Annotated in this window: 25 protein-coding genes; 18 read left to right on the forward strand and 7 right to left on the reverse strand. The window is 67.0% G+C overall.

Translation table 11 applies throughout. The annotated features are described in order from the left end of the window. The first annotated feature begins 15 nt into the window (after nucleotides 1-15). From AC2IR1_RS06030 to AC2IR1_RS06050, 5 genes are all read left to right on the forward strand, one after another. Entirely contained in the window at nucleotides 16-939 is a 924-nt protein-coding gene (locus tag AC2IR1_RS06030) for a branched-chain amino acid ABC transporter permease (RefSeq protein ID WP_486475380.1), read from the forward strand. After that, on the forward strand, nucleotides 936-1,874 hold the full coding sequence (locus AC2IR1_RS06035) for a branched-chain amino acid ABC transporter permease (protein WP_486475381.1): 939 nt from the start codon (nucleotides 936-938) through the stop codon (nucleotides 1,872-1,874). Before AC2IR1_RS06030 ends, AC2IR1_RS06035 begins: the two co-directional genes overlap by 4 nt. Then, entirely contained in the window at nucleotides 1,867-2,613 is a 747-nt protein-coding gene (locus AC2IR1_RS06040) for an ABC transporter ATP-binding protein (RefSeq protein WP_486475382.1), read from the forward strand. The genes AC2IR1_RS06035 and AC2IR1_RS06040 overlap by 8 nt, the downstream gene beginning before the upstream one ends. After that, nucleotides 2,613-3,305, forward strand: a complete 693-nt coding sequence (locus tag AC2IR1_RS06045; RefSeq protein WP_486475383.1) for an ABC transporter ATP-binding protein — start codon at nucleotides 2,613-2,615, stop codon at nucleotides 3,303-3,305. Before AC2IR1_RS06040 ends, AC2IR1_RS06045 begins: the two co-directional genes overlap by 1 nt. Nucleotides 3,306-3,544: 239 nt before the next feature. After that, the gene (locus AC2IR1_RS06050) at nucleotides 3,545-3,784 is read left to right on the forward strand and encodes an Lrp/AsnC ligand binding domain-containing protein (RefSeq protein ID WP_486475384.1); all 240 of its coding nucleotides are present in this window, start codon (nucleotides 3,545-3,547) and stop codon (nucleotides 3,782-3,784) included. A 314-nt stretch (nucleotides 3,785-4,098) separates the two neighbouring features. Here AC2IR1_RS06050 and AC2IR1_RS06055 read toward each other — a convergent pair whose 3' ends face one another. Next, entirely contained in the window at nucleotides 4,099-4,386 is a 288-nt protein-coding gene (locus tag AC2IR1_RS06055; protein WP_486475385.1) for a DUF2218 domain-containing protein, read from the reverse strand. A 180-nt stretch (nucleotides 4,387-4,566) separates the two neighbouring features. Here AC2IR1_RS06055 and AC2IR1_RS06060 point away from each other — a divergent pair, with 180 nt between their 5' ends. The 12 genes from AC2IR1_RS06060 to AC2IR1_RS06115 all read left to right on the forward strand — a co-directional run bounded on the left by AC2IR1_RS06060 (nucleotide 4,567) and on the right by AC2IR1_RS06115 (nucleotide 14,217). Continuing rightward, nucleotides 4,567-5,502, forward strand: a complete 936-nt coding sequence (locus AC2IR1_RS06060; RefSeq protein ID WP_486475386.1) for a siderophore ABC transporter substrate-binding protein — start codon at nucleotides 4,567-4,569, stop codon at nucleotides 5,500-5,502. A 14-nt stretch (nucleotides 5,503-5,516) separates the two neighbouring features. Further along, a complete protein-coding gene (locus AC2IR1_RS06065) occupies nucleotides 5,517-6,455 on the forward strand; it encodes an ABC transporter permease (protein WP_486475387.1) in 939 nt (312 codons plus the stop codon). Next, a complete protein-coding gene (locus AC2IR1_RS06070) occupies nucleotides 6,448-7,392 on the forward strand; it encodes an iron chelate uptake ABC transporter family permease subunit (protein ID WP_486475388.1) in 945 nt (314 codons plus the stop codon). The genes AC2IR1_RS06065 and AC2IR1_RS06070 overlap by 8 nt, the downstream gene beginning before the upstream one ends. Then, a complete protein-coding gene (locus AC2IR1_RS06075) occupies nucleotides 7,389-8,141 on the forward strand; it encodes an iron ABC transporter ATP-binding protein (protein WP_486475389.1) in 753 nt (250 codons plus the stop codon). The genes AC2IR1_RS06070 and AC2IR1_RS06075 overlap by 4 nt, the downstream gene beginning before the upstream one ends. Before the next feature lie 217 nt (nucleotides 8,142-8,358). Then, on the forward strand, nucleotides 8,359-9,405 hold the full coding sequence (locus AC2IR1_RS06080; protein ID WP_486475390.1) for a MotA/TolQ/ExbB proton channel family protein: 1,047 nt from the start codon (nucleotides 8,359-8,361) through the stop codon (nucleotides 9,403-9,405). 21 nt (nucleotides 9,406-9,426) lie between these two features. Beyond that, nucleotides 9,427-9,813, forward strand: a complete 387-nt coding sequence (locus tag AC2IR1_RS06085) for an ExbD/TolR family protein (RefSeq protein ID WP_486475391.1) — start codon at nucleotides 9,427-9,429, stop codon at nucleotides 9,811-9,813. Between the two features lie 4 nt (nucleotides 9,814-9,817). After that, complete coding sequence (locus AC2IR1_RS06090) at nucleotides 9,818-10,231, forward strand: ExbD/TolR family protein (RefSeq protein ID WP_486475392.1); 414 nt, start codon at nucleotides 9,818-9,820, stop codon at nucleotides 10,229-10,231. Continuing rightward, on the forward strand, nucleotides 10,228-11,238 hold the full coding sequence (locus AC2IR1_RS06095; RefSeq protein WP_486475393.1) for an energy transducer TonB: 1,011 nt from the start codon (nucleotides 10,228-10,230) through the stop codon (nucleotides 11,236-11,238). The genes AC2IR1_RS06090 and AC2IR1_RS06095 overlap by 4 nt, the downstream gene beginning before the upstream one ends. Before the next feature lie 328 nt (nucleotides 11,239-11,566). Beyond that, nucleotides 11,567-12,067 (forward strand): type III secretion system chaperone family protein, encoded by a 501-nt coding sequence (locus AC2IR1_RS06100; protein WP_486475394.1) that lies wholly within the window; start codon nucleotides 11,567-11,569, stop codon nucleotides 12,065-12,067. Between the two features lie 44 nt (nucleotides 12,068-12,111). Then, nucleotides 12,112-12,927, forward strand: coding sequence for a pyrroline-5-carboxylate reductase (proC, locus tag AC2IR1_RS06105; protein WP_486475395.1), 816 nt, complete (start codon nucleotides 12,112-12,114; stop codon nucleotides 12,925-12,927). Continuing rightward, the gene (locus tag AC2IR1_RS06110) at nucleotides 12,920-13,261 is read left to right on the forward strand and encodes a tRNA-binding protein (protein ID WP_486475396.1); all 342 of its coding nucleotides are present in this window, start codon (nucleotides 12,920-12,922) and stop codon (nucleotides 13,259-13,261) included. Before proC ends, AC2IR1_RS06110 begins: the two co-directional genes overlap by 8 nt. Next, nucleotides 13,261-14,217, forward strand: a complete 957-nt coding sequence (locus AC2IR1_RS06115; RefSeq protein WP_486475397.1) for a 2-hydroxyacid dehydrogenase — start codon at nucleotides 13,261-13,263, stop codon at nucleotides 14,215-14,217. Before AC2IR1_RS06110 ends, AC2IR1_RS06115 begins: the two co-directional genes overlap by 1 nt. Nucleotides 14,218-14,313: 96 nt before the next feature. Here AC2IR1_RS06115 and AC2IR1_RS06120 read toward each other — a convergent pair whose 3' ends face one another. The 6 genes from AC2IR1_RS06120 to AC2IR1_RS06145 form a co-directional block, all read right to left on the reverse strand. Then, complete coding sequence (locus AC2IR1_RS06120; RefSeq protein ID WP_486475398.1) at nucleotides 14,314-15,372, reverse strand: alpha/beta hydrolase; 1,059 nt, start codon at nucleotides 15,370-15,372, stop codon at nucleotides 14,314-14,316. A 191-nt stretch (nucleotides 15,373-15,563) separates the two neighbouring features. Continuing rightward, nucleotides 15,564-16,151 carry a thymidine kinase gene (locus tag AC2IR1_RS06125; protein ID WP_486475399.1) on the reverse strand — a complete coding sequence of 196 codons (588 nt, stop codon included), beginning with the start codon at nucleotides 16,149-16,151 and terminating at the stop codon, nucleotides 15,564-15,566. Nucleotides 16,152-16,227: 76 nt separating this feature from the next. Further along, nucleotides 16,228-16,785, reverse strand: coding sequence for a hypothetical protein (locus AC2IR1_RS06130; RefSeq protein ID WP_486475400.1), 558 nt, complete (start codon nucleotides 16,783-16,785; stop codon nucleotides 16,228-16,230). Beyond that, nucleotides 16,782-17,222 (reverse strand): hypothetical protein, encoded by a 441-nt coding sequence (locus tag AC2IR1_RS06135; RefSeq protein WP_486475401.1) that lies wholly within the window; start codon nucleotides 17,220-17,222, stop codon nucleotides 16,782-16,784. The genes AC2IR1_RS06130 and AC2IR1_RS06135 overlap by 4 nt, the downstream gene beginning before the upstream one ends. A gap of 243 nt (nucleotides 17,223-17,465) precedes the next feature. After that, nucleotides 17,466-20,774 (reverse strand): carbamoyl-phosphate synthase large subunit, encoded by a 3,309-nt coding sequence (carB, locus tag AC2IR1_RS06140; protein ID WP_486475402.1) that lies wholly within the window; start codon nucleotides 20,772-20,774, stop codon nucleotides 17,466-17,468. Between the two features lie 283 nt (nucleotides 20,775-21,057). Beyond that, nucleotides 21,058-22,344 (reverse strand): class I SAM-dependent methyltransferase, encoded by a 1,287-nt coding sequence (locus AC2IR1_RS06145; protein ID WP_486475403.1) that lies wholly within the window; start codon nucleotides 22,342-22,344, stop codon nucleotides 21,058-21,060. A 586-nt stretch (nucleotides 22,345-22,930) separates the two neighbouring features. Here AC2IR1_RS06145 and aspS point away from each other — a divergent pair. Further along, a complete protein-coding gene (aspS, locus tag AC2IR1_RS06150; protein ID WP_486475404.1) occupies nucleotides 22,931-24,712 on the forward strand; it encodes an aspartate--tRNA ligase in 1,782 nt (593 codons plus the stop codon). The last annotated feature ends 96 nt before the right edge of the window (nucleotides 24,713-24,808 follow it).

Below are 24,808 nucleotides of genomic sequence, written 5' to 3' on the forward strand. Positions count from 1 at the left end.
TCGGAGAATTCCCCCGTGTTCAACCTGTTCCTGCTGCAGCTGCTGAACGGCGCGCAGTTCGGTATCCTGCTGTTCCTCGTCGCCGCCGGGCTGACGCTGGTCTTCGGGATCATGGATTTCATCAACCTGGCGCATGGTGTCCTCTACATGGTGGGCGCCTACCTGATGGCGAGCTTCGCCGGGATGACGGGGAGCTACTGGTTCGGCCTGCTGCTGGCGCTGCCCGCGACGCTGGTCTTCGGGCTGGTGCTGGAATTCCTGGTGTTCCGAAGGCTTTATGACCGGTCGCATCTGGATCAGGTGCTGGCGACCTTCGGGCTGATCCTGATGCTGTCGGAGGGGGTGAAGATCCTCTGGGGCTCCGCGCCGCTGAACGTCGACATGCCGGCGCTGCTATCGGGATCGGTGCCGCTGGCGGGGCCGCTGAAATACCCGGTCTACCGGATCGCGGTGATCGCGGCGGGGCTGGCTTCGGCGCTGGGCCTCTGGGTGCTGATCAACCACACGCGGGCGGGGATGCTGCTGCGGGCGGGGGCGAGCAACCGACCGATGGTGGCGGCGCTTGGCGTCGATATCTCCCGCCTCTTCATGCTGGTTTTCGCCTTCGGGGCGATGCTGGCGGGCTTTGCCGGGGCCATCGTGGCGCCGATCCTGTCGGTCGATCCGGGCATGGGGGAAAGCATCCTGATCCTGACCTTCGTGGTCATCGTCATCGGCGGCGTGGGGTCGATCCGGGGCGCGTTCCTGGCGGCGATCCTTGTGGGTGTCGTGGACACGGTGGGCCGGGTCTTCGGCCCGATCTGGCTGAAGCTGGTGATGGACCCGGCGGCAGCGTCGCAGACGGGGCGGATGCTGGCGCCGATGCTGGTCTACCTGCTGATGGCGGCGGTGCTGTTCTGGTCGCCCACCGGGCTTTTCGGCCGGAAGGGGGCGAAATGAGCGGGCGTTTGAAAGCGGCGTTGGCGATCTTCGTCACCATGGCGCTGCTGCCGCCGGTGGCGCTGGCGCTTGGGGATCCGTTCCTGGTGGTGATCGCGAGCCGGATGCTGGTCTTTGCCATTGCCGCGCTGTCGCTGGACCTGATCCTGGGCTACGGCGCCATGGTCAGCTTCGGCCATGCTGCCTACCTGGGCCTTGGGGCCTATGCGGTGGCGCTTGGCCAACGCTGGGGCGTGTCTGACCTGCTGGTGCAGGTGGGGCTGGGTATGGCGATGTCGGCGGTCTTTGCGGCCGTGACCGGCGCGATCAGCCTGCGGACGCGGGGCGTCTACTTCATCATGATCACCCTGGCCTTCGCGCAGATGGCCTATTTCTTCTTCGTCGCGCAAAGCTCGCTTGGCGGGGACGACGGGGTGTCGCTGCCTGCAAGGTCGAGCCTGCTGGGCGTCCCGCTGGAAGGGGACATGGCGCTTTACTACGTCATTCTGGGGGCGCTGGTGCTGATCTTCGCCGGGCTTTACCGGCTGACCGGGGCGCGGTTCGGCCGGGTCCTGATCGGCACGCGGGAGAATGCGCTGCGGATGCAGGCGATCGGGTTCCGGCCCTTCCGGTATCAGCTGGCGGCCTATGTGATCGCGGCCTGCCTGTGTTCGGTGGCGGGCGTGCTGCTGGCGAACCTGACGCAATACGTGTCGCCCGCCTACATGGGCTGGCACCGCTCGGGCGAGCTGATCGTGATGCTGGTCTTCGGCGGGATCGGGACGCTGACCGGGGCCGTGGCCGGGGCGCTGGTGGCCGTCGGGCTGGAAGAGCTGCTGGCGGCGTTTTCGGAGCACTGGCGGCTGGGCTTCGGGCTGGCGCTGGTGCTGGTGGTGCTCTTCTCCCCCGAGGGGCTGACGGGGCTGGCGAAGAAGCTGGGGGTGGGCCGTGACTGACGTGCTGGAAGTCCGGGGGCTGCGCAAGAATTTCGGCGCGCTGGCGGTGACGGACGGGGTGGACCTGTCGGTGGCCGAGGGGGAGCTGCATGCGATCATCGGGCCGAACGGAGCGGGCAAGACGACGCTGATCTCGCAGCTGTCAGGGCAGCTCCGGCCCGATGCGGGGGAGGTGGTCTATGCAGGTGAGGACATCACGCGGCTGGACATGGCGGCACGCGTGCGGCGCGGGCTGGCGCGGTCGTTCCAGATCACCGCGCTGCTGCCGGGGATGACGGTGTTGGAGAACGTGGCGCTGGCGGTGCAGGCGCGGTCGGGGTCGTCCTTCCGGTTCTGGGGTCGGGCCGGGGCGGAGCGGGCGCTGAACGATCAGGCCATGGCGGCTTTGGCGGAGGTCGGGTTGGCCGACCGGGCGGGGCGCCGCGCCGGGGCGCTGTCCCATGGCGAGCAGCGCCAGCTGGAGCTGGCGGTGGCGCTGGCCATCCGGCCGCGGCTGCTGTTGCTGGACGAGCCGCTGGCCGGCACCGGCGGGCAGGAGGCGGAGCGGCTGGTGGGGCTGATGCAGCGGTTGAAGGGACGGCTGACCATCGTGCTGATCGAACACGACATGGATGCGGTCTTTCAACTGGCCGACCGGATTTCGGTGCTGGTCTACGGCGCGATTGCCGCCACGGGCACGCCCGGGGCGGTTCGCGCGGATCCGGCGGTGCGGGCGGCCTACCTGGGGGAGGAGGCGTGATGCTGCGGATCGAGGCGCTGGAGGCGGGATATGGCGAGGCGCAGGTGCTCTTCGGCGTGGACCTGGAGGTGGGCGCCGGAGAGGTCGTGACGCTGATGGGCAAGAACGGCATGGGCAAGACGACGACGGTTTCGACCCTGTTCGGGTTGCTGCCCGCGCGCGGCGGCCTGGTGCAGATCGACGGGCGCGACATGACGGGCGCGGGGCCGCACAGGGTGGCGCGGGCAGGTCTGGGGCTGGTGCCCGAGGGGCGGCAGGTCTTCCCGAACCTGACGGTGGAGGAGAACCTGGTGGCGACCGCGCGGCGGGGTGGGCCGTGGTCGCTGCAGGCGGTGTGGGATCTGTTCCCGCGCCTGAAGGAGCGGCGGCGGAACATGGGCGACCAGCTGTCGGGCGGGGAGCAGCAGATGCTGGCCGTGGGGCGCGCGCTGATGACGAACCCGCGGCTGGTGGTCCTGGACGAGGCGACGGAGGGGCTGGCGCCGCTGATCCGGGAAGAGATCTGGGCCTGCCTGCGCCGGATCAGGGACGAGGGAGCGGCGATCCTCGTCATCGACAAGAACGCCGATGCGCTGAGCCGGTTTGCCGATCGCCATTACGTGCTGGAGAAGGGGCAGGTGGTCTGGACCGGCAGCAATGAGGCGTTGATCGCGGATGCGGACGGGGTGAAGGAGCGGTGGCTGCACCTGTAAGGGGCGCAGGGTTGGTCGGACCGGGCATGGTGGATTGGCATCCACCCTACGGCGGTGCGCGGGGTGGCGTGCAGGCAGGTGTAGGGTGGATGAAATCCACCATTGCGGAAACGTTGGCCGGTGCGCCGGATGGCGGGGTGAACCCCGCCCTACGGGCCTGTGCTATCCGGCCGCGCGGCACCTTGCAACCGGGCGCCGGGCGGCGCAGATTGCGGCGGAGGAGACCGAAAGGAAGCACCATGTCGACCCCGCTCATCATCCAGCTGCGCTGCAAGCCCGGGACCACCTACGAAGTGGCGCAGGAGCTTGTCCTGCGGGAGTTTCACTCCGAGCTTTATTCCACCTCCGGGGAATTCGACCTGCTGCTGAAGGTCTACCCGCCTGACGACGCGGACGTGGGGCTTTTCGTCGATGAATGCTTCAAGGGCATTCCCGGGATCGAACGGACGCTGACGACGCTGACCTTCAAGGCGTTCTGAGCCGGGCGCTGCGGCGCAGGTCGGGTGTTTTCGATGGGCGTGGGCGTGTTTGGGGGCTTCGGGGGCTTTGGTGGATTGGCATCCACCCTACGTGCCTTCGTTGCGGCGGAGGTGAGGGGGCGGTCGTTTGATGGGATTGGCGGCGGGGAGATCCCGCCTTTCTGTGCCCGGGTGACTGGTCTGGCGTGGAATGGTGGATTGGCATCCACCCTACGGCGTAGGGCGGGATTTATCCCGCCGTGCCCTCATCCCCGCGGTCCTGCCATGCCGCCCTTTGCCGCCTGCGAAGCTGAACGCCCCCGCGACGGGACGACTCAGGCGGTTTCCCAGTCCAGCTTTTCAAGCTTTTCGCGGAAGGCGAATTTCACCAGGTGGATCTCCACGATGTGCTTGGCACGCTCCAGCCCCTCGGGGTCGGCGGCGCTCACGTGCATGTGAAGCCCCTCGGGGTCGGCCTTCAGCAGCGCAGGGCCCGGGGGCAGGGCGGCGCGGCCTTCCTCTGGCGTGAAGTCTACCTCGACCTTGTGGGCAAAGTGCTTGCAGAGCTGTTGCAGGTACTTGGAGCCATGGGCGGTGGCGTAGTGGGCACGGGCGGTTGGCATGGGCTGATCCTTGTCCGATTGTTTCACTAAGGTATCTTCTTGACCCTCGCGACACAACGGGCTAGCCCGGATGCCATGCCGACAGCCATCCCAAAGCCATCGCGGCAGCGAGGCAGGACAAGCCAGCGGCGGGAGCGAAAGCCCCATTCCACCGGACCCCTGGCCCTGGAGATTGCCACGATGACCCGTTTCGGAACCGTTTTGTCCCGCACCCTGCTGGGCGCTGCCCTGATGGCGCCTGCCGCCGTCCTTCCCGTCGCCGCCCTGGCCGAACCCGTTTCGCTGCAGACCGCCGATGGCGCGCTGGAGCTGGACGGCACGCCGCAGACGATCGCCGCCTTCGACTTCGGCGCCATCGACACGCTGGTCGCCATGGGCCATGTGCCCGCGGGCGTGCCGGCCCCGATCTACATCGAGAGCCTGAAGGGGCCGCTGGCGGATGTGCCTTCGGTCGGCAGCCTGTTCGAGCCCGACTACGAGACCCTGGCGGCGATGCAGCCCGACCTGGTGATCGTCGGCGCCCGGTCCGTCAAGCAGCAGCCGGACCTGGAAAAGCTGGCGCCGGTCGCGAACATGTCCATGTCCACCGATGCGATTGCCGACGGGCTGGCACGCATCGAGGCCTATGGCGAGATGTTCGGCGAGCCGGAAAAGGCCGCCGCGCTGGAGGCCGATATCAACGCCAAGCTGGAAGAGGCGAAGGCCGCCGTTGCGGACAAGGGCGGCAAGGCCCTGATCGTGCTGACCAACGGGCCGAAGGTCGCCGCCTACGGCGCGGGCTCCCGCTTTGGCTGGCTGCATGATGCGCTGGACTGGCCGCAGGCCGTCGAGGGCCTGGACGTGGCCACCCATGGCGAGGCGGTGTCCTTCGAGTTCATCGCGGAGGCCAACCCCGACACGCTGATCGTCGTCGACCGTGCCGCTGCCATCCAGAGCGATGCGCAGAGCGGCCATGACACGCTGGACAACGAGCTGGTCCATGGCACCAACGCCTGGAAGAACGGCCAGGTGATCTTCGTTCCGGCGGCGGAGATGTACATCTCCACCGGCGGGTACCATTCGATCATCGACACGCTGCAATCCGTCATCGACGGGCTGGAAGGACAAGACAGCTGAAACCTTCCCTAGCCATGTGGGCCCTGGTTTCGCTGGGGCCCCTCGCCATTCTTTCGCTTTTCCTCGGGGCCGTGCCGGTCGGGCTGACCGACTTCTTCCACGACCCGGAGAGCCAGCGGCTGCTGCTGATCAGCCGCCTGCCGCGCACCCTGGCCGCGATGCTGGCCGGCGGGGCGCTGGCGGTGACGGGGCAGATCATGCAGATCCTGACCCGCAACCGCTTTGTCGAGCCGATGACGGCGGGCGCCGGGCAGAGCGCCGCCCTCGGCATTCTCATCGCATCCTTCATATTTCCGGCCGCGGCCATCTGGGCCAAGATGGGCATCGCCGCCTTCACCACGCTGCTGGGATCCGCCGGGCTGCTGCTGATCCTGCGGCCGTTGCCACCGACCCAGCCGCTGCTGGTGCCGCTGGTGGCGCTGGTCTACGGCGGGCTTATTTCTGCCCTGGTGACCTTCGTGGCCTTCCAGGCCGATATGCTGCAGTTCATCGGCACCTGGCTCAACGGGGAGCTTTCGGGCGTGCTGGCCGGCCGGTACGAGCTTTTGTGGATCGCGGGCATTGCCGCGGGCGCCACCTGGTTCATCGCCGATCGCATCACGGTGCTGAGCCTGGGCGAGGACGCCGCGCGGGGCCTGGGCGTGAACGTGCGCGTGGTCACGGCCCTTGGCCTGGTCGCCGTGTCGGTCACCACCGCGATGGTCGTCGTCACCGTCGGGGCCATCCCCTTCGTCGGGCTGATCGTGCCCAACCTGGTCGCCCGCCGCATGGGCGACAACCTGCGCCAGGCGATCCCGGTCGCCGCCCTGTCGGGGGCCGCGCTGGTGCTGGTGGCCGATATCCTGGGCCGCGTCCTGCGTGCCCCTTACGAGATCCCCGTCTCCACCCTAGTGGGGGTCGCGGGCGCGGGGATCTTCCTGTTCCTGCTCTACAGTGAGCCGCGCCGTGGCTAGGCGGCTGATCCCCCTTTTCCTGGTGCTGGCCCTGGCCTGCGCGGTCTGGCTCTTCCTCGGGGTGAAGGGGCCGTGGAGCTTCATCCTGCCGTTCCGGGCGGAGAAGCTGGCGGCGATGCTGCTGGTGGCGATCTGCCTGTCGACGGCGACCGTGCTGTTCCAGACCATCACGATGAACCGCATCCTGACGCCCTCGGTGATGGGGTTCGATTCGCTCTACATCATGATCCTGACGGTGCTGGTGCATGCGCTTGGCAGCGAAACCTACGTCAAGCTGCCGGTGCTGGGTCTTTTCGCGCTGAACGTCGGGCTGATGTCGGTGCTGGGGCTGGGCCTGTTCCTGCTGCTGCTGAAGGGCGCACGCGGAGAGATGATGCGACTGGTGCTGACCGGGCTGATCTTCGGCGTGCTGATGCGGTCGGGGACGGAGTTCCTGCAGCGGCTGATCGACCCGGTCGAATTCTCCGTCGTTTCCTCGGTCACCTATGCGCGGTTCAACACCGTGGATGACGCGCTGCTGCCGATCACCGCCGTGGTCACCGTGCCGGCGCTGTGGCTTGCCTGGCGGATGCGGTTCCGGCTGGACGTGCTGGGCCTGGGCGAGGCGGCCGCGCTGTCGCTGGGGGAGCCGCCGCGCCGGGGCCAGGCGCAGGCGCTGGTGCTGATCTGCGTGCTGGTGGCTGCGGCCACTGCGCTGGTGGGGCCCATGGCGGCCTTCTTCGGTCTGATCGTCAGCGCCCTGGCCCATGTCATCACCCCCACGGAGCGGCACGCGGTGCTGCTGCCTTCGGCCGCGCTGATCGGGTGCATCATCCTGGTCGGTGGCCAGACCATCATGGAACGCCTGCTGTCGCTTGCGACCCCGATCTCTGTCGTGATCGAGGCGGTCGGCGGGGCGTTGTTCCTGTTCCTCCTGCTGAAAAGGAAAGCGGTATGATCCGGGTTCGCAATGTCAGCCATCACATCGGCGGGACGCAGATCCTGCACGACATCTCGTTGGAGATCCCCAAGGGCGGCATCACGGCGCTGATCGGGCCCAACGGGGCGGGCAAGTCGACCCTGCTGTCGCTGATCGCCCGGCTGATGCCCCTGAAGCAGGGGGAGATCGAGGTCGACGGTCTGAAGATCGGAGAGGTCTGCGACCGCGAGCTGGCGCAGCACCTGGCGATCATGGCGCAATCGACCCATGTCTCTGCCCGGCTGCGGGTGGAGGAGCTGGTGGGCTTCGGCCGCTATCCCTGGCACCGGGGGCGGCCCGGGAAGGCCGATCACGCCATCGTCGAAAGCGCCATCGAACGCTTTGGACTGGGCCCGATGCGGCACCGCTTCCTGGACGAGGTGTCGGGCGGGCAGCGCCAGCGCGCGCTGGTCGCCATGGCCTTTGCCCAGGACACCGATTTCCTGCTGCTGGACGAACCGCTGAACAACCTGGACATCGCCGGGGCGCGCGGGCTGATGCGGCAGCTGCGGACCATGGCGGACGAGGACGGCAAGACCATCGTGATCGTGCTGCACGACATCAACTACGCCGCGCGTTTCGCGGACCGGATCGTGGCGCTGCATGACGGGCGAATCGCCGCAGCCGGCCCGGCCGAAGACGTGGTGACCGAAGACCTGCTGAGCAATGTCTTCGGCACCGATGCCGAGATTTCGCGCATGGACGGCCGCCCGGTGGTCCTGGTGTGACCCCGCAGGGCCGCTTGGCCCGCGGTTTGCTGGTCAGCGGCAAATGTTGACAGTTATTCTTGGTTATCTTAATCCCGGCCCCTGAAGCCAGCCCCTTGCGCGACCTCCCCCGAACGGGCCAGGTCTGAAGCAACGGCCAGCAGGACGTGGCGGACGATCGGTCCCGCCACGCGGACCCGGCGAACCGGGACGTTCCCGGCGCGGAAGGAGATGCGATATGGCAATTCGGCAGGCATGGCAGGCAGGGGTCCTGATCGCGGCCCTCGCGGGGAGCGCGCTGCAGGCACAGGATGCGAGCCCGGTGGTGGGGGATACGCTGGCCCCCGAGATGGGCAGCCCCGCAACCGGCAGCACGGGGACGGACAGCGATCTGACCCTTCCGGGCACCGACAGCGCGCCCGAGCTGGATCAGACCACGGCACCGACCGTTGCGACGGAAACCGCCGAAACCGAGGCGACCGAGACTGCGACGACCGGCACTGACGCCACGGCGACCGATTCCACGGCGCCCGATGCCACGGCATCCGACACCACTGGCGCACCGCTGCCCGAAGCGACCCCCGTTGCGATCCCGGCAGAGCCGGAGCGCGCGGGCCTGGCGGGCGCCTATGACCGGTCGATGGAATTTCTGGTGAACGGCGGCCCGGCGATCTGGGCCATCGCGGCGCTGTCGGTTGTCACCGTGGCCCTGATCCTTTGGAAGATCTGGCGGCTGGTGCTGGCCGGGGCCTGGTCCCGCCGCATGTCCGCCCGCGCGGCCATCGCCTGGGAAAACGGCGAGGCAGGTATCGCCCTGTCGATCGTCGAGGGCCGCAAGGGCCTGCGCTCGCGCCTGACGCTGGCGGCGATGCGCGCCCGGCTGTCCCTGTCCGAAGACGCCGCGCGCGAGGAAACGAGCCGCGTGGCACGGCGCCTGCTGGCCTCCCAGGGGACGGCGCTGCGTGCGCTGGAGCTGATTTCCACCATCGCGCCCCTGCTGGGTCTGCTGGGTACGGTGATGGGCATGATCTCTGCCTTCCAGGCGCTGCAGGAAGCGGGCAGCCGGGCCGATCCCTCGATGCTGGCGGGCGGGATCTGGGAAGCGCTGCTGACGACCGCCGCCGGCATGGCCGTGGCGATCCCGGCCTCTGCCGCGCTGACCTGGTTCGAAGCGGTGCTGGACAACCTGCGCGCGGATCTGGAGGATCTGGCGGCACGCATCTTCGTGGCCGAGCTTCCGGGCGAGGGCCTGGGCGAGACCGTGACGAAGCTGGCCGCGCAGTAAGCCGCGCCGGACCCGACGCCAATGTCCTTTCTCGACCTGACACCGCGCCCCCGCCGGAAGCCGTCGCTCACCCCGATGATCGACGTGGTCTTCCTGCTGCTGGTCTTCTTCATGCTCGCCTCCCGTTTCGGCATGGATGAGGTGATGCCCCTGCCGCTTGCCTCCCAGGGGGGCGGATCGGGCTATTCCGGGCCGCCGCGGTTGGTGGATGTGCTGCCAGAGGGTGTGCAGCTGAACGGTGTGGCGCAGGATCCCGCTGGGCTGGCCGCTGCCGTGCAGGCCCTGACGGCGACCCCGGAGGACACGGTGATCCTGCGCGGGCAGGAGGGCGCCACCCTGCAACGGCTGGTCGACGTGGCCGGGCGGCTGCGGGCGGCCGGGCTGACCAACCTGGTCCTGGTGGAGTGAGCCGATGGCAAAGCCGCATCTGAGCATGTCCTTCACCCCGCCGCCGCGACGCCCCAAGGGCGAGAGCATCGTGCCGATGATCAACGTGGTCTTCCTGCTGCTGATCTTCTTCCTGATGACCTCCCGTCTGGCGCCGCCGGAACCCTTCACGGTGGAGCCGCCCAGGGCCGAACAGGGCGCGGAGGCCGCCGAGACGCCGGTGCTCTACCTGTCGGCCAAGGGCGAGGCCGGGTTCGAAGAGGTCCGGGGCGAGGCCGCTATTGCCGCCTTTGCCGCCCGTGCCAAGGCCGCCCCCGGTGCCGAGGCGCCGCAGCTGCGCGCCGATGCCGGGACCGAGGCCGCCGTGGTGGCACGCACCATGAAGGCGCTGACGGAGGCGGGCCTGTCGAAGGTCGCGCTGGTGGTGGCGCCGCAATGAAGCGTCTGCTGGAACTTCTGGCCTTCGTGGCCCTGGCCGTCGGGATCCACCTGACCCTGGCGATCCGCCTGCCGGCCTCCGGTGCCTCTGCCGGGGGGGCAGGGGGCGAGGCCCTGGTGACGCTGCAGGGCGCGCCCGAGGGCATGGAGGCGATGGTACGTGCCTGGGAAACCCCGCCCGATGCGGTGGTGGATCCCGAAGCGCAGGAGCCGGTGCAGCCGGAGGTCGTGGAGGCCCCGACGCCGCCGGTGATCGAGGAGGCCCCCGCGCCTGCGATGCCCTCCCTGGACGTGGCGGAGGCCTCTGCCGACACGGTGACGGTGCCGAGTTTCGACCTGGAGGTTCCGCCGCCGCCCCGCGCGCCGGAGGACGTCCCGCAGGAAATCCCGGAGATGCAGCCGGAGCCGCAGCCGGAGGTGGCCGAGCTGCCGCCGGAAGTGACGAGCGATACGGCGCCGGACATGTCGCCGGTGGCCAGCCTGCGCCCGATGGAACGGCCCGAGGACCTGGCGCCGAAGGTGGATCGCGCCCCGCCCGCACCCCCGCCCGCGCCGGAACCGGAGGCCAAGCCCGAGCCTGAGGCCCGGCCCGCGGACCGGACCCAGAAGGCGATCGCCGGGGGCAATGGCGGGGTCACGCAGCGGGCCGCCGGCACGGGTGGTGGCAGCCAGGCGGGCGGTGGTGGCACCGCCAAGGTCAGCAGCGACGGCGGTGCACGCGAGGCGCAGCTGAAGAACGTCTGGGGCAGCCAGATCCGGGCCCGTATCGAACGGCGCAAGCGTTTCCCCAACGGGATGCGGGGCCGGTCGGGCCAGGTCACGATCAGCGTCTCCGTCGACAGCGGTGGCAACCTGCTGAATGTGCGGGTCGTGCGCAGCTCCGGCGAGGACCGCTTCGACCGTGCGGCCATCGAAGCGGTGCAGCGCGCGGGGCGGTTCCCCAAGGCACCGAAGGAGCTGCAGGGCCAGACGCTGAGCTTCACCCTGCCGATCAACTTCTCTTCCTGACGCGGGGCGGGCGCCGGCCCGCCCGCCGGGCCGAACAGGGCCCTTTCCGGGCGGCTGTCACAAAACGCTTACCTGACAGGCACTGCCCGGAAGGCCGCAGGCACGGCAAATTCCGTGGTTTTCCGTCTCTCTACGTTCATATTTCGTGGGAACCCTACGGGTTACCCCCAACTAATTGTGCTTTTCCCCAGATTTTGGCTTTACAGAAATCCGCAGCGGCACCACCATATCTTGTATGGAAGGCGAAAACATTTGCCTTTCCTAGAGCAGGCACCTAGCGCTTGGGGCGCTGCCAGCCCCATCCGCTACACACATAAGAGGTGGCGTCATGGCACTGTCCGAATCCTTCATTTCCGAAGAACTGCATCCCATCGACATCGTTGAAACCCTGGCCGAACATCACGCCTGGGATTTCGACCGCATCGGCGACGATCAGATCGCGATGGCCGTGGAAGGCCAATGGCGAACCTATTCCGTCACCCTTGCCTGGTCCGCCTACGACGAAACCCTGCGCCTGGTCTGCACCTTCGAGATGGAACCCCCGGCGGAGGCCCTGCCGGGCCTTTACGAGTTGCTGAACCACGTGAACGACCAGTGCTGGGCCGGCGCCTTCACCTTCTGGGCCGAACAGCAGCTGATGGTCTATCGCTACGGCCTGCTGCTGACCGGGGAGCAGATGGCGAGCGCCGAGCAGATCTCGACCCTGATTTCGGCAGCCGTGCTTTCTGCGGAGCGTTATTACCCTGCATTCCAGCTGAATGTCTGGGGCGGGCGTTCCCCCAAGGCCGCGCTGGAGGTCGCCATTGCAGAGGCCTACGGCCGGGCGTAACACTTGCCCCCGACGCGAAGACGAAGAGCCGAGGGGGCTGAGACATGACACTCGACAAGGTGGCCGAGAAGGGCCTGGTGCTGCTTGGATGCGGCAAGATGGGATCCGCGATGCTGGCGGGCTGGCTGAAGAACGGTCTGCCGGCAACCTCGGTCTGGGTGCTGGATCCGCGCCCCTCCGACTGGCTGCTGTCCACCGGGGTCCACGTGAACGACGGCATGCCCGAGGCGCCCGCCGTGGCGCTGATCGCGGTGAAGCCGCAGATGATGGGCGAGGCCCTGCCGGGGCTGCAGGCCTATGGCAATTCCTCTACCCTATACCTTTCCGTGGCCGCAGGCACGCCGATCGCCGCCTATGAGGCCGCCTTCGGTGCCGAAAGCCCGGTGATCCGGGCCATGCCCAATACGCCCGCCGCCGTGGGCCGGGGCATTACCGCGATCATCGGCAACGGCCATGCCACCGCCCAGGACCTGGACCTGGCCGAGGCGCTGCTGTCGGCCGTGGGCCAGGTGGTGCGGCTGGAGGACGAGGGCCAAATTGATGCGGTGACCGGCGTGTCCGGCTCCGGCCCGGCCTATGTCTTCCACCTGATCGAGACGCTGGCCGCTGCAGGCGAGGCGCAGGGCCTGTCGCCGGAGCTGTCGATGCAGCTGGCCAAGGCCACCGTCGCGGGCGCGGGCGCGCTGGCGGAGGATGCCGAGGAAGACCCGGCGCAGCTGCGGGTGAACGTGACCAGCCCCAATGGCACCACCCAGGCGGCGCTGGAGGTGCTGATGGATCCCGAGACCGGCTTCCCGCCGCTGCTGAAGAAGGCGGTGAAGGCCGCCGCCGACCGCGGGCGGGAGCTGGCCAATGGCTGATCCGATCAGTTTCGACGACTTCCTGAAGGTCGATATCCGGGCGGGCCGTGTTGTCCGCGCCGAACCCTTCCCCGAGGCGCGCAAGCCGGCGATCAAGCTGTGGATCGATTTCGGCCCCGAGATCGGGGAGAAGAAGACGAGCGCCCAGATCACTGCGCATTACACGCCCGAGGGGCTGGTGGGGCGCATGGTGATGGCGGTGGTGAACTTTCCGCCGCGCCAGATCGGGCCCTTCATGTCCGAGGTGCTGACCCTGGGCGTGTCGGATGACGAGGGGGGAATCGTGCTTCTGGCGCCTGATCAGGACGTGACCCCCGGGCAAAGGATGCATTGATGAAAAGAGTACTGCTGACCCGGCCGATGCCGCCGGGAACGATCGAGGCCGCGTCGAACCTGTTCGAGGTCGAGGTGCGGCAGAGCAACCTGCCCATGTCCGCGGCGGAGCTGCGGGCCGGGCTGGCGGTCTACGACGGCATGATGATCACCCTGGGTGACCAGGTGACGGCCGATCTGCTGCAGGATTTCGGGCGGCCGCGCTGCCGGGTGCTGGCCAACTTCGGTGTGGGCTTCAACCACATCGATACCGAGGCCTGCCGGGCCCATGGGGTGACCGTGACCAACACGCCCGGCGCGGTGACCGATGCCACGGCGGATGTCGCGATGACGCTGATCCTGATGACCTGCCGCCGCGCCGGAGAGGCGGAGCGGCTGGTGCGTTCGGGCAACTGGCAGGGCTGGCACCCGACCCAGATGCTGGGCACCCATGTGACGGGGCGCAAGCTGGGCATTGCCGGGATGGGCCGCATCGGGCAGGCGATCGCCAAGCGCTGCCATTTCGGCTTTGACATGGAGATCGGCTATTTCAACCGCTCCGCCAAGGAGACGGATTTCCCGGCGACCCGCCATGACAGCCTGAAGGAACTGGCCGACTGGGCGGATATCCTGGTGGTGGCCGCGCCTGCCACGCCGGAGACCCATCACCTGATCGACGCGCCGGTGCTGAAGGCGCTTGGGCCGCAGGGCCTGCTGATCAACATCGCCCGGGGCGATATCGTCGACGAGGCGGCGCTGGTGGCAGCGCTGGACGCGGCGGAGATCGCAGGCGCCGGGCTGGACGTCTACGAGCATGAGCCTGACGTGCCCGAGGCGCTTCTGGCGCATCCGCGCAGCGTGCTGTTGCCCCATCTGGGCACCGCCTGCCTGGACGTGCGGGAGGAGATGGGCCTGATGGCGGTGGAGAACCTGCGCGCCTTCTTCGACGGCGAGGACTGCCCCAACAAGCTGAACTGACGCGACGCTGACATGACCTTGGCGCGGCCCTGTAGGGGCGCGGGTCACCGGGTCGACTGCAGAATGCCCCGGGGTGCAGGCCCCGGGGCATTTGACTCAGGGCACGATGAGAGAGCGCGACAGGGCGTCGAAGACATAGGCGCCGGGCAGGTGCAGTTCCGGCAGGGCCGCGGCCTGCCGGGTGTAGAGCTGGGCCAGGCTGATGTAGCGCTGGTGGCGCAGGGGATCGGCCTGCACCGCCGAGATGTCGATGATCTGCACGTTGCCGCGCCGGGCGGCCTCCGCCACCATGGGGGAGGAGGCGGGCAGGGCGCCGACGCGGGGCCGGTCGCCGGCCAGCCGGGACGACAGGGCAAGGGCCCGGTCGTCGGTCGATGTCAGGATCACCATGGGGGTCTTCATCGGGCCGATGGCCTTCATCTGCTCGGCGAAGACGAAAACGTCGATGTCGGGCGCCGCCAGCACCACCGCCAACCGGTCCAGCACGTCTTGCCGTCCCGAAAGTTTCAGCGTGCGCAGCGCCTCCACGGTCAGGAAGCCGCCCATGGAATGCCCGAAGAGCAGGACCCGCCGGGGGCCGCCTCTGGCGGTGGCCGAAAGATCCGCCACCAGCCGGGCCAGGGCATCGCGGGAATAAAGCGCCGCCTGCCGGTCTGCCTCGTAGTCCAGCGGCTTGCCCATGGAGGGCCAGGAGAAGAGCACCGGCGCCGTCGTCACGCCCCCGGCGGAGATCTGTGCCACGCGGAAGAGCGCCTCCTGGAAGCGGGTGTTGTAGCCGTGGACGTAGAGGCCGATTTCATCCTTTCCGGCGGCGCTGCGGGTGGCGGAGAGGAAGGCCGCCCGGTCGAGCACGCCACTGTCCAGCACGACGAAATCCTTGGCCGGATCCGGGTCTGCACCGGGATAGGGCAGGGCGACGCCATCTGCCCCCGGCGGGACCGAGATGTCGTAGTAGCGATAGGAGGTGGCAAAGGCCGGCAGGCCGGTGAATTCCCCCGCAAGCGCGCGGTTCGTCGCGGCATAGATGCGCACGGTTGCGGGGGCGCTTTGCGCGAGGTCGAGATGGGGTGTCAGCACCTCGGGACCGGGGCGGACAGAGCAGGCCGCCAGCAGGAGCAGCCCCGCGAGGATGAGGATATGTCGAATGACGGTCATCTGCGCCTCCGTTTGGTCCCCGTGCAGGCCCCGTGAAGGCCCCGGATCCTGCAAAGCAGCTTGGTGGCACGGGGTCAACGGGGCCGTGTGGCGTGTCGGGGGCGACTGCCGCATCTGGCCCCGTGGGATCCCGGCGAGGGAAGGCGGGGGCAGGTTCGTGGGGGCCGGTTTGGGAGGCAGACCTGGCGAGATCAGGGCGCGCTGTCGCCCATTTCTTCCCGCCAGTGACGCCGACAGAGCGAAACGTAGGTCTCGTTCCCACCGATCTGGATCTGGGCGCCTTCGTGGGCGGCGCGGCCATCGGCGCCCCGGCGCACGACCATGGTGGCCTTCTTGCCGCAATGGCAGATGGTGCGCACCTCGCGCATTTCGTCGGCCAGGGCCAGCAGGGCGGCGGAGCCGGGGAAGAGTTCCCCCCGGAAATCGACGCGCAGGCCGTAGCACATGACGGGCACGCGCAGGTCGTCGACGACGCGGGCCAGTTGCCAGACCTGGTCGCGGGTCAGGAACTGCGCCTCGTCGATGAAGACGCAGGCGATGGCACCGGCGGCCTTGCGCGCCTCGATCCTGGCAAAGAGATCGTCGGCCTCGGCGAAGGTGTCTGCCTCTGCGCCGATACCGATGCGCGACCCGATGCGTCCCTCGCCCGCGCGGTTGTCGAACTGCGCGGTCAGCAGGTAGGTGTCCATGCCGCGTTCCCGGTAATTGTGGGACGCCTGCAGCAGGATCGTCGACTTGCCCGCGTTCATGGTGGAGTAGTTGAAATAGAGCTTGGCCATGGCGGTAGATAGGCCGGGTCGGGGGCGGGGGGCAAGGCTGTCGGAGGCCGAAGATCACCGATGGCCGAGGTCAGCCTCAGCAGAGAAAGCCGAAGGGGAATGGGATCCAGCAAGGCTTCGACTGCAGATCCTCATTCGCCAGTATCCCGACGCCAAGAATTGCTTGGGCGGTGATCAGATCTACGGTGAGAGGGGGCGCAATGCCGACGCTTTCGCAGACCTCCAAGACAACCTGGGTCTCTTCTTCTGCGGCGGTGATCTGACCGTGCAAGGTTTCCGAGCTTTTCTCGACCTGCTCGGACAGCAGGGTGAATGCCTTGTCCTGGTTACTTAGGGTGCTGACCAGGGCATTAGAATACAAGCTGAAGTCAGCCGGCTGTTCCAGCGTTGGCGCAAAATTGTCGGGGTAGGCAAGGCGCAGGCTATAGAAGATCCAGGCCAGATCGGTATAGCGCCGAAGGGCGCCCGGGGCCTGCCAGACGGGGTCCTCAAGCACGACACGCCGTACATAGGTGAGGATCTCATCCGGCTCCGTTGACCTGAGCGATTGTGCTGTCGCCGGTCGCAATGGCCCAAGCACAAGCAGCCCGGAGGCAATAGTCATTAGACTGTGGCGACGGGAAATATCCGTCATGCGCGCCTCCAATTTGAGATGGCAAAAATCGCCCCGAAAATCGCGGCCAGCAGGCAGGTCAGGAACTGAAGCCCTGCAAAGCACTGCAGTGCTTTGAAGCCACTGCCCTGAGGGCTGCGCTTCAATTGCTGCATGGCGCCGTCGTCGGATTGAAAGGCGAATGAATAGAGCGCCGCCGAAACGGTTACCAATTGCCCGTTCAGGAGATAACCGAGGACAAGCGCGGCGATCGCGGAGAGCAGTGCTAGAATAAGCCACCCGTTCCCGCCAAGGTACAGGCGGGTCGCTCCTGCAGCCCGTGCCGCATTATGCATCCGTACCTGGACGACAAGCGCCATCAGTGCCCCGATGATCGCAAGCGATAGGGTCGTTATCAGATCGGATTGGTTTTGGATCGCCTTGAAGATTGCATCGGCGATCTTTTCGTCGGCCGGCATTGCAGTCACTCGCTTGGACTTCTCCGGAAGCGATCTTCACAAGAATGGCCGACTATTTCAACGAAAACCGCTACGCCATGATGTGTCAGCAGAGGTCGAAGCCTGATTGTAGGCAGTGGGCCGGGCACTTTTGCCCGGCCACCCGTCAGACGAAGGGCACCAGCGGGACGCCGCAGCCCGAAAGCGCAAGGAGCGCGCTGCCAGCCGCGAGGAGTTTCGCGGTGCGGAGGAAGACGGCGGCGGTCATCCTTCCTGCAGCGCCATGACTTCGATCTCGCCTTCCTCGCGGGCCTTCATCGCGCGGACGGCGGCTTTGGCGCCGGCGGCGGTGGTGAAGTACGGGATCTTGTCATAGAGCGCGACCGAGCGGATTTCACGCGAGTCGGAGACGGACTGTGCGCCCTCGGTGGTGTTCAGGACCAACGCGATGGCGCCGTCCTTCAGCTGATCCACGATGTTCGGGCGACCTTCGTAGACCTTGTTCACCGTTTCGCAGCTGAGCCCCGCGTCGGAGAGCCAGGCCGCCGTGCCGCGGGTCCCGACCAGGCCGAAGCCCATGCCTGCGAGCAATTTCGCCGCCTCCAGCATGTCCGCGTCCTTGTCGGTGTCACGGATGGAGATGAAGACGCGGCCTTCGGTCGGCAGATGGGTGCCGGCGCCCATCTGGGCCTTCAGGAAGGCGCGGGGGAAGGACACGGGATCATAGCCCATCACCTCGCCGGTGGAGCGCATTTCCGGCCCGAGCAGGGTGTCGACGCCCGGGAAGCGGGCGAAGGGCAGGACGGCTTCCTTGACGGCGTAACCGTCGATCTGCGGGTCGACCAGGTCGAAGGTGGAGAGCTTCTCGCCCGCCATGACACGCGCGGCGATGGAGGCGATCGGGCTGTTCACGGCCTTGGCGACGAAGGGCACGGTCCGGGAGGCACGCGGGTTCACCTCGATTAGGTAGATGACATCCTTGCCGTCTTCCTTCTTCACCGCGAACTGCACGTTCATCAGGCCGACGACGCCCAGTTCCAGTGCCAGGGCACGGGACTGGCGCTTCAGCTCCTCGATCACCTCGGCCGAGAGCGAGTAGGGCGGCAGCGAGCAGGCGCTGTCGCCGGAGTGGACGCCAGCTTCCTCGATATGCTGCATGATACCCGCCACGTGGACGTCTTCGCCATCGCAGAGCGCGTCGACATCGACCTCGACCGCGCCGGAGAGGTAGCTGTCCAGCAGGACGGGGCTGTCGCCGGAGACGACGACGGCGTCACGGATGTAGCGCTTCAGCCCTTCCATCTCCCGCACGATTTCCATCGCGCGGCCGCCCAGCACGTAGGAGGGGCGGATGACCAGCGGGAAGCCGATTTCCTCTGCCAGGGCGAGGGCTTCCTCGTCGGAGTGGGCGATCGCGTTCTTCGGCTGCTTCAGGTAGAGGCGGTTCACCAGGTCCTGGAACCGCTCGCGGTCCTCGGCCAGGTCGATGGCGTCGGGGGTGGTGCCCAGGATCGGGATCCCGGCCTCTTCCAGCGCATTGGCCAGTTTCAGCGGCGTCTGGCCGCCGAACTGCACGATCACGCCGTGCAGGCTGCCGTTGGATTGTTCGACCCGCAGGATCTCCATCACGTGTTCGAAGGTCAGCGGTTCGAAGTAGAGCCGGTCCGAGGTGTCGTAGTCGGTCGACACGGTCTCCGGGTTGCAGTTGACCATGACGGTTTCATAGCCCGCGTCGGTCAGGCTGAAGCAGGCATGGCAGCAGCAGTAGTCGAACTCGATCCCCTGGCCGATCCGGTTGGGGCCACCGCCGAGGATGACGACCTTCTTCTTGTCGGAGGGACGCGCCTCGTCCTCCACCTCGCCCATCATGGGCGTTTCGTAGGTGGAGTACATGTAGGGGGTCTGGGCTTCGAATTCGGCGGCGCAGGTATCGATGCGCTTGAACACGGCATTGACGCCGAGGTTGTGCCGCGCCCGGCGCACCTGGTCTTCGTCCCGGGCCGAGAGCTTGGCCAGGCGGGCATCGGAGAAGCCCAGCATCTTCAGCTTGCGCAACCCGTCTTCGGTGACGGGCAGGCCGTTCATGGTGACCTCGGCCTCTGCCTGGATGATTTCCCGCAGGCGGGCCAGGAACCAGGGATCGAAGGCGGTGACGGCCTGGATTTCGTCATCCGACAGGCCGTGACGCATCGCCTGGGCGATCACGCGGATCCGGTCGGGGGTCTTGTGCGACAGCGCCTTCACGATGGCGGCACGGTCCACGTCGGCGGCGGCGCCATCGGCGGAGACGCCCTCGATCTCGATCTCGTCCAGCCCGGTGAGGCCGGTTTCCATCGAGGCCAGCGCCTTTTGCAGCGATTCGTGGAAGGTCCGGCCGATGGCCATGACTTCGCCCACCGACTTCATGGCGGTGGTCAGTTCGGGCTTGGAGCCGGGGAACTTCTCGAAGGCGAAGCGCGGGATCTTGGTGACGACGTAGTCGATGGTCGGCTCGAAGGAGGCGGGCGTGACCTTGGTGATGTCGTTGTCCAGCTCATCCAGGGTGTAGCCCACGGCCAGCTTCGCGGCGATCTTGGCGATCGGGAAGCCGGTTGCCTTCGACGCCAGCGCGGAGGAGCGCGAGACGCGCGGGTTCATCTCGATCACGACCATGCGGCCGTCTTCGGGGTTCACGGCCCACTGCACGTTGGACCCGCCGGTTTCCACGCCGATTTCGCGCAGCACGGCGATCGAGGCCGCGCGCATCGCCTGGTATTCCTTGTCGGTCAGGGTCAGGGCGGGGGCGACCGTCATCGAATCGCCGGTGTGCACGCCCATCGGGTCCACGTTTTCGATCGAGCAGACGATGATGGCGTTGTCGGCCTTGTCGCGGACGACCTCCATCTCGAATTCCTTCCAGCCGAGGAGGGATTCGTCGACGAGGATCTGCCCCACGGGAGAGGCCTCCATGCCGGACCGGCAGTAGTATTCGTAGTCGTCGCGGTTGTAGGCCACGCCGCCGCCGGTGCCGCCCAGGGTGAAGGCGGGGCGGATGATCGCGGGCAGGCCGATGTGCTCAAGGGTTTCCATCGCGGATTTCAGGCCCGCCGCGATGTCGCGCTTGCCGTTTTCCAGCTTCGGCGCGGTGATGATGTCGGCCTTGGGGTTTTCCAGGCCGATCCGATCCATCGCTTCGCGGAACAGCTTCCGGTCTTCCGCCATTTCGATGGCGTCACGGTTCGCGCCGATCAGTTCGACGTTGAATTTCGCAAGCACGCCAGCGTCATCGAGGGCCAGCGCAGTGTTCAGGCCGGTCTGCCCGCCCATGGTGGGCAGCAGCGCGTCGGGGCGCTCCTTCTCGATGATCTTGGCGACGACCTCTGGGGTGATCGGCTCGATGTAGGTGGCATCGGCCATGTGCGGATCGGTCATGATCGTCGCGGGGTTGGAGTTCACCAGGATGACCCGGTAGCCTTCCTCGCGCAGCGCCTTGCAGGCCTGTGCGCCGGAATAGTCGAACTCGCAGGCCTGCCCGATGATGATGGGCCCCGCGCCGATGATCATGATGGAGTTGATATCGGTTCTTTTCGGCATGGGAGGGACCTCGTGACAGCGGTACAGCGCAGGGCCTGATCCCTGCGCAAAATTGTCTGCGTTATAGTCAGCGCGCGTTGGGGTTCAACCCCTCTTCGGCGGCTCCGGCGATGAGATGCGCGCAAAGTCCGCTTTGCAGTGCCGGGCGGGAGGGGCCGGGGGGCAGGGAGGCGGCAAAGGAAACGGCGCATCCCCGGGGAGGGGAAGCGCCGTGCATTCCGCGTGCATTTCGGGGCCCGACAGAGGGGCCCGACAGAGGGGCCCGGCAGATTGAGGCGACAGATCACTCCGCCGCGCGGACAGGGGCCTCTTCTGCGGTGACCGGCTGGTCGAGCGGCGCATCCAGCAGCTCGGACCGGGCCGGGTCGCGATAGAGGTAGTCGCGGGTCAGCGGAACGGCTTCCTGATCCCGGGCCAGCTGGAACTGGAACACCACCTGGTCGTTCATGCGGAAGGTCAACTCGCAGGCGATCAGGTAGAGCCGCCACATCCGCACGAAGCGCGCATCGTAAAGCTCCTCCGCCTTGTCGACGTTTTCCATGAAACGGTCGTACCAGTGCTTCAGCGTTTCGGCGTAGTGCAGGCGCCAGACCTCCACATCCGTGGCGACGAGGCGTTCCTTTTCCACCGCGGCCATGGCTTCCGACATGGCGGGCACGTAGCCACCGGGGAAGATGTACTTGGTGATGAAGGCCGCCGTGGTGCCCGGCGGATCGGACCGGCCGATGGTGTGGATCAGCGCGACGCCGTCCTTGGCCAGGAACTTCTTCACGTGGCGGAAGTATTCGCGGTAATGCGGCACACCCACGTGTTCGAACATGCCGACGGACACGATCCGGTCGAAGGTTTCATCGACGTGGCGATAGTCCTGCAGGCGGATTTCGACCTGGCCTTCCAGGCCCTCGTCCTTGACCCGCTGCACGGCGATGGCGTGCTGTTCCTTCGACAGGGTGACGCCCACGACCTGCGCGCCGTATTCCTTGGCCAGCGTCAGAGCCATGCCGCCCCAGCCGCAGCCGATGTCGAGCACCTTCATCCCCGGCTTCAGCAGCAGCTTGTTGGCGATGTGGCGTTTCTTGGCCAGTTGCGCCTCTTCCAGGGTCATGTCCAGCCGGGGCCAGTAGGCGCAGGAATACTGCCGGTCCTCATCGAGGAAGAGATCGTAGAGTTCTCCGGACAGGTCGTAGTGGTGGGCGACGTTTTCCTGGGCCTTGCCGACCGGGTTGAACTGCGCCAGGCGCCGCAGCATCTTGCGGGAGCTTTCGACCGCCTTGTGAACCTTGCCGCGCACCGCGTCTTCGCTGCGCAGGTTCACCATGGCTAGGGTGATGATCCCGTAGATGTCGTCGTCACCGATTTCGAGCCCGCCATCCATGTAGGCCTCGCAAAAGGCCAGTTCGATGTCGGTGATCATCTTCTTCGGCAGGTCGGGGTCCTTCAGGATGACCGAAACCTCGGGGCCGCCGGGCCCACCACCGAAGCTGCGCTCGGTGCCGTCAGTATAAGTTACGTTGAGGCGTCCCTTCCGGATGGCCCGGTCGAGGAACGAATTGAGTAATGAATCCCACATGGCATATCTCCCTCGAAAGGGCCTTCACAGTCTAGGGCTGACGGGAGGGGGGAGAGGCCGCAGAAGGGCGGCTACCCGTCGCCTGATCACAATGGCAGAAGTTAACAATACATGTAAATCGCATGGATGCGGGGGCAATGTGTATGATTGCACAAGGATTGCCTAATCGGAGTGCGAGGGCCCCTTTCTGCCCGGAAGTTGTGCGGTTTTGAGGGGGTTAGGCCTGTTTTCCGGTGAATTTTCCCGGCCCGCGACAACGTCCGAACGGATCTTAACACGGTTGATACAAAGTTGCGGCGTAATTTTTCGGCGCTTTTCCAGGGGCGCTCCGGTCACCTTGGCAGATCTTCCGGCCGCGCCGAGGCCCGTTTCCCGGCTCGCTGCGATCACCTGGCACCGGGCAGGCGGCGCGCCGGAGGGATGCCAGTGTGATGCGGGGGCGTGATCGGGATCGGGCGGTGCCAGTGCAGCCGCTGCCGCCCTGTCTCCCTTGACTTTCCGCGCGCTTCCGTGTGAACCGGCGCAAGCCCTTCCCGGCGCCCCCGCGCGCCCGGATTCCGCCCGTATGACGAAAGAGGACCAACCGATGCATTCCTACCGCAGCCACACCTGCGCCGACCTGACCAAGGCCAACGTGGGCGACACCGTCCGCCTCTCCGGCTGGGTTCACCGGGTGCGAGATCACGGTGGCATCCTCTTCATCGACCTGCGCGACCACTACGGCGTGACCCAGGTCCTGTGCGACCCCGACAGCACGGCCTTTGCCGAGGTCGAAAAGGTCCGTTCGGAATGGTGCATCCGCATCGACGGCGAGGTGAAGGCCCGTGACGCGAGCCTGGTGAACCCCAAGCTGCCCACCGGCGAGATCGAGGTCTTCATCCGCGACATCGAGGTTCTGGGCGCTTCCAAGGAACTGCCGCTGATGGTCTTCGGCGATCAGGAATACCCCGAGGAAACCCGCCTGCGCTATCGCTACCTGGACCTGCGCCGCGATGTCATGCAGCGCAACATGACCATGCGGTCCGACGTTGTCAGCTCGATCCGTCGCCGCATGTGGGACAAGGGGTTCCGCGAGTACCAGACGCCGATCATCACCGCCTCTTCGCCCGAAGGTGCACGCGACTTCCTGGTGCCCTCGCGCCTGCACCCGGGCAAGTTCTACGCGCTGCCCCAGGCGCCGCAGCAGTTCAAGCAGCTGCTGATGGTCTCGGGCTTCGACAAGTACTTCCAGATCGCGCCCTGCTTCCGTGATGAGGACCCGCGCGCCGACCGCTCGCCCACCGACTTCTACCAGCTGGACATGGAGATGTCCTTCGTCACCCAGCAGGACGTCTTCGACACGATCTCGCCGGTGCTGGCGGGTGTGTTCGAGGAATTCGGCGGTGGCAAGAAGGTCGATGCGCCGCAGGACTGGCCGCAGATCTCCTATGCCGACTCGGCGCTGTGGTACGGCACCGACAAGCCCGACCTGCGCAACCCGATCAAGATGCAGGTCGTGTCCGAGCATTTCGCCGGCTCCGGCTTTGCCATCTTCGCCAAGCTGCTGGAGCAGGAGGGCACCGAGATCCGCGCCATTCCCGCGCCGAAGGGCGGGTCGCGCAAGTTCTGCGACCGCATGAACTCCTTCGCGCAGAAGGAAGGCCTGCCGGGCATGGGCTACATCTTCTGGCGTGACCAGGGCAACGGCATGGAGGCCGCAGGCCCCCTGGCCAAGAACATCGGCCCGGAACGGACCGAGGCGATCCGTCAGCAGCTGGGCCTGGGCGTCGGTGACGCGGCCTTCTTCCTGGGCGGCAAACCCAAGCAGTTCCAGGCGGTTGCCGGCAAGGCCCGCACCGTGATCGGCGAAGAGCTGGGCCTGACGGACCCCAACCGCTTCGCCTTTGCCTGGATCGTCGATTTCCCGATCTACGAACAGGATCCGGAAACCGGCAAGCTGGACTTCGAACACAACCCCTTCTCCATGCCCCAGGGTGGCATGGAGGCGCTGGAAGGCGACCCGCTGGAGGTCAAGGGCTTCCAGTACGACCTGGCCTGCAACGGTTACGAGCTGGTCTCCGGTGCGATCCGGAACCACAAGCCGGAGATCATGTTCAAGGCCTTCGAACTGGCGGGCTACGGCCCCGAAGAGGTCACCAAGCGTTTCGGCGGCATGGTCAACGCCTTCCAGTACGGCGCCCCGCCCCACGGCGGCTGCGCGGCCGGGATCGACCGTATCGTCATGCTGCTGGCGGAGGAGCAGAACATTCGTGAGGTCATCCTGTTCCCGATGAACCAGCGCGCCGAAGACCTGATGATGGCCGCCCCGTCCGAACCCCTGGCAGAGCAGCTGATGGAACTGAACCTGCGGGTCATCCCGCAGGAGTGAGGCAAGGCGTTCAGCCACCCGATCAAGGATCCAGGACACCCGGGCCGAAAGGCCCGGGTGTTTCCTTTTGACCACGCCCCAAGGGTAATCCATACG

The organism is Pseudooceanicola sp. NS-SX8, assembly GCF_057380755.1.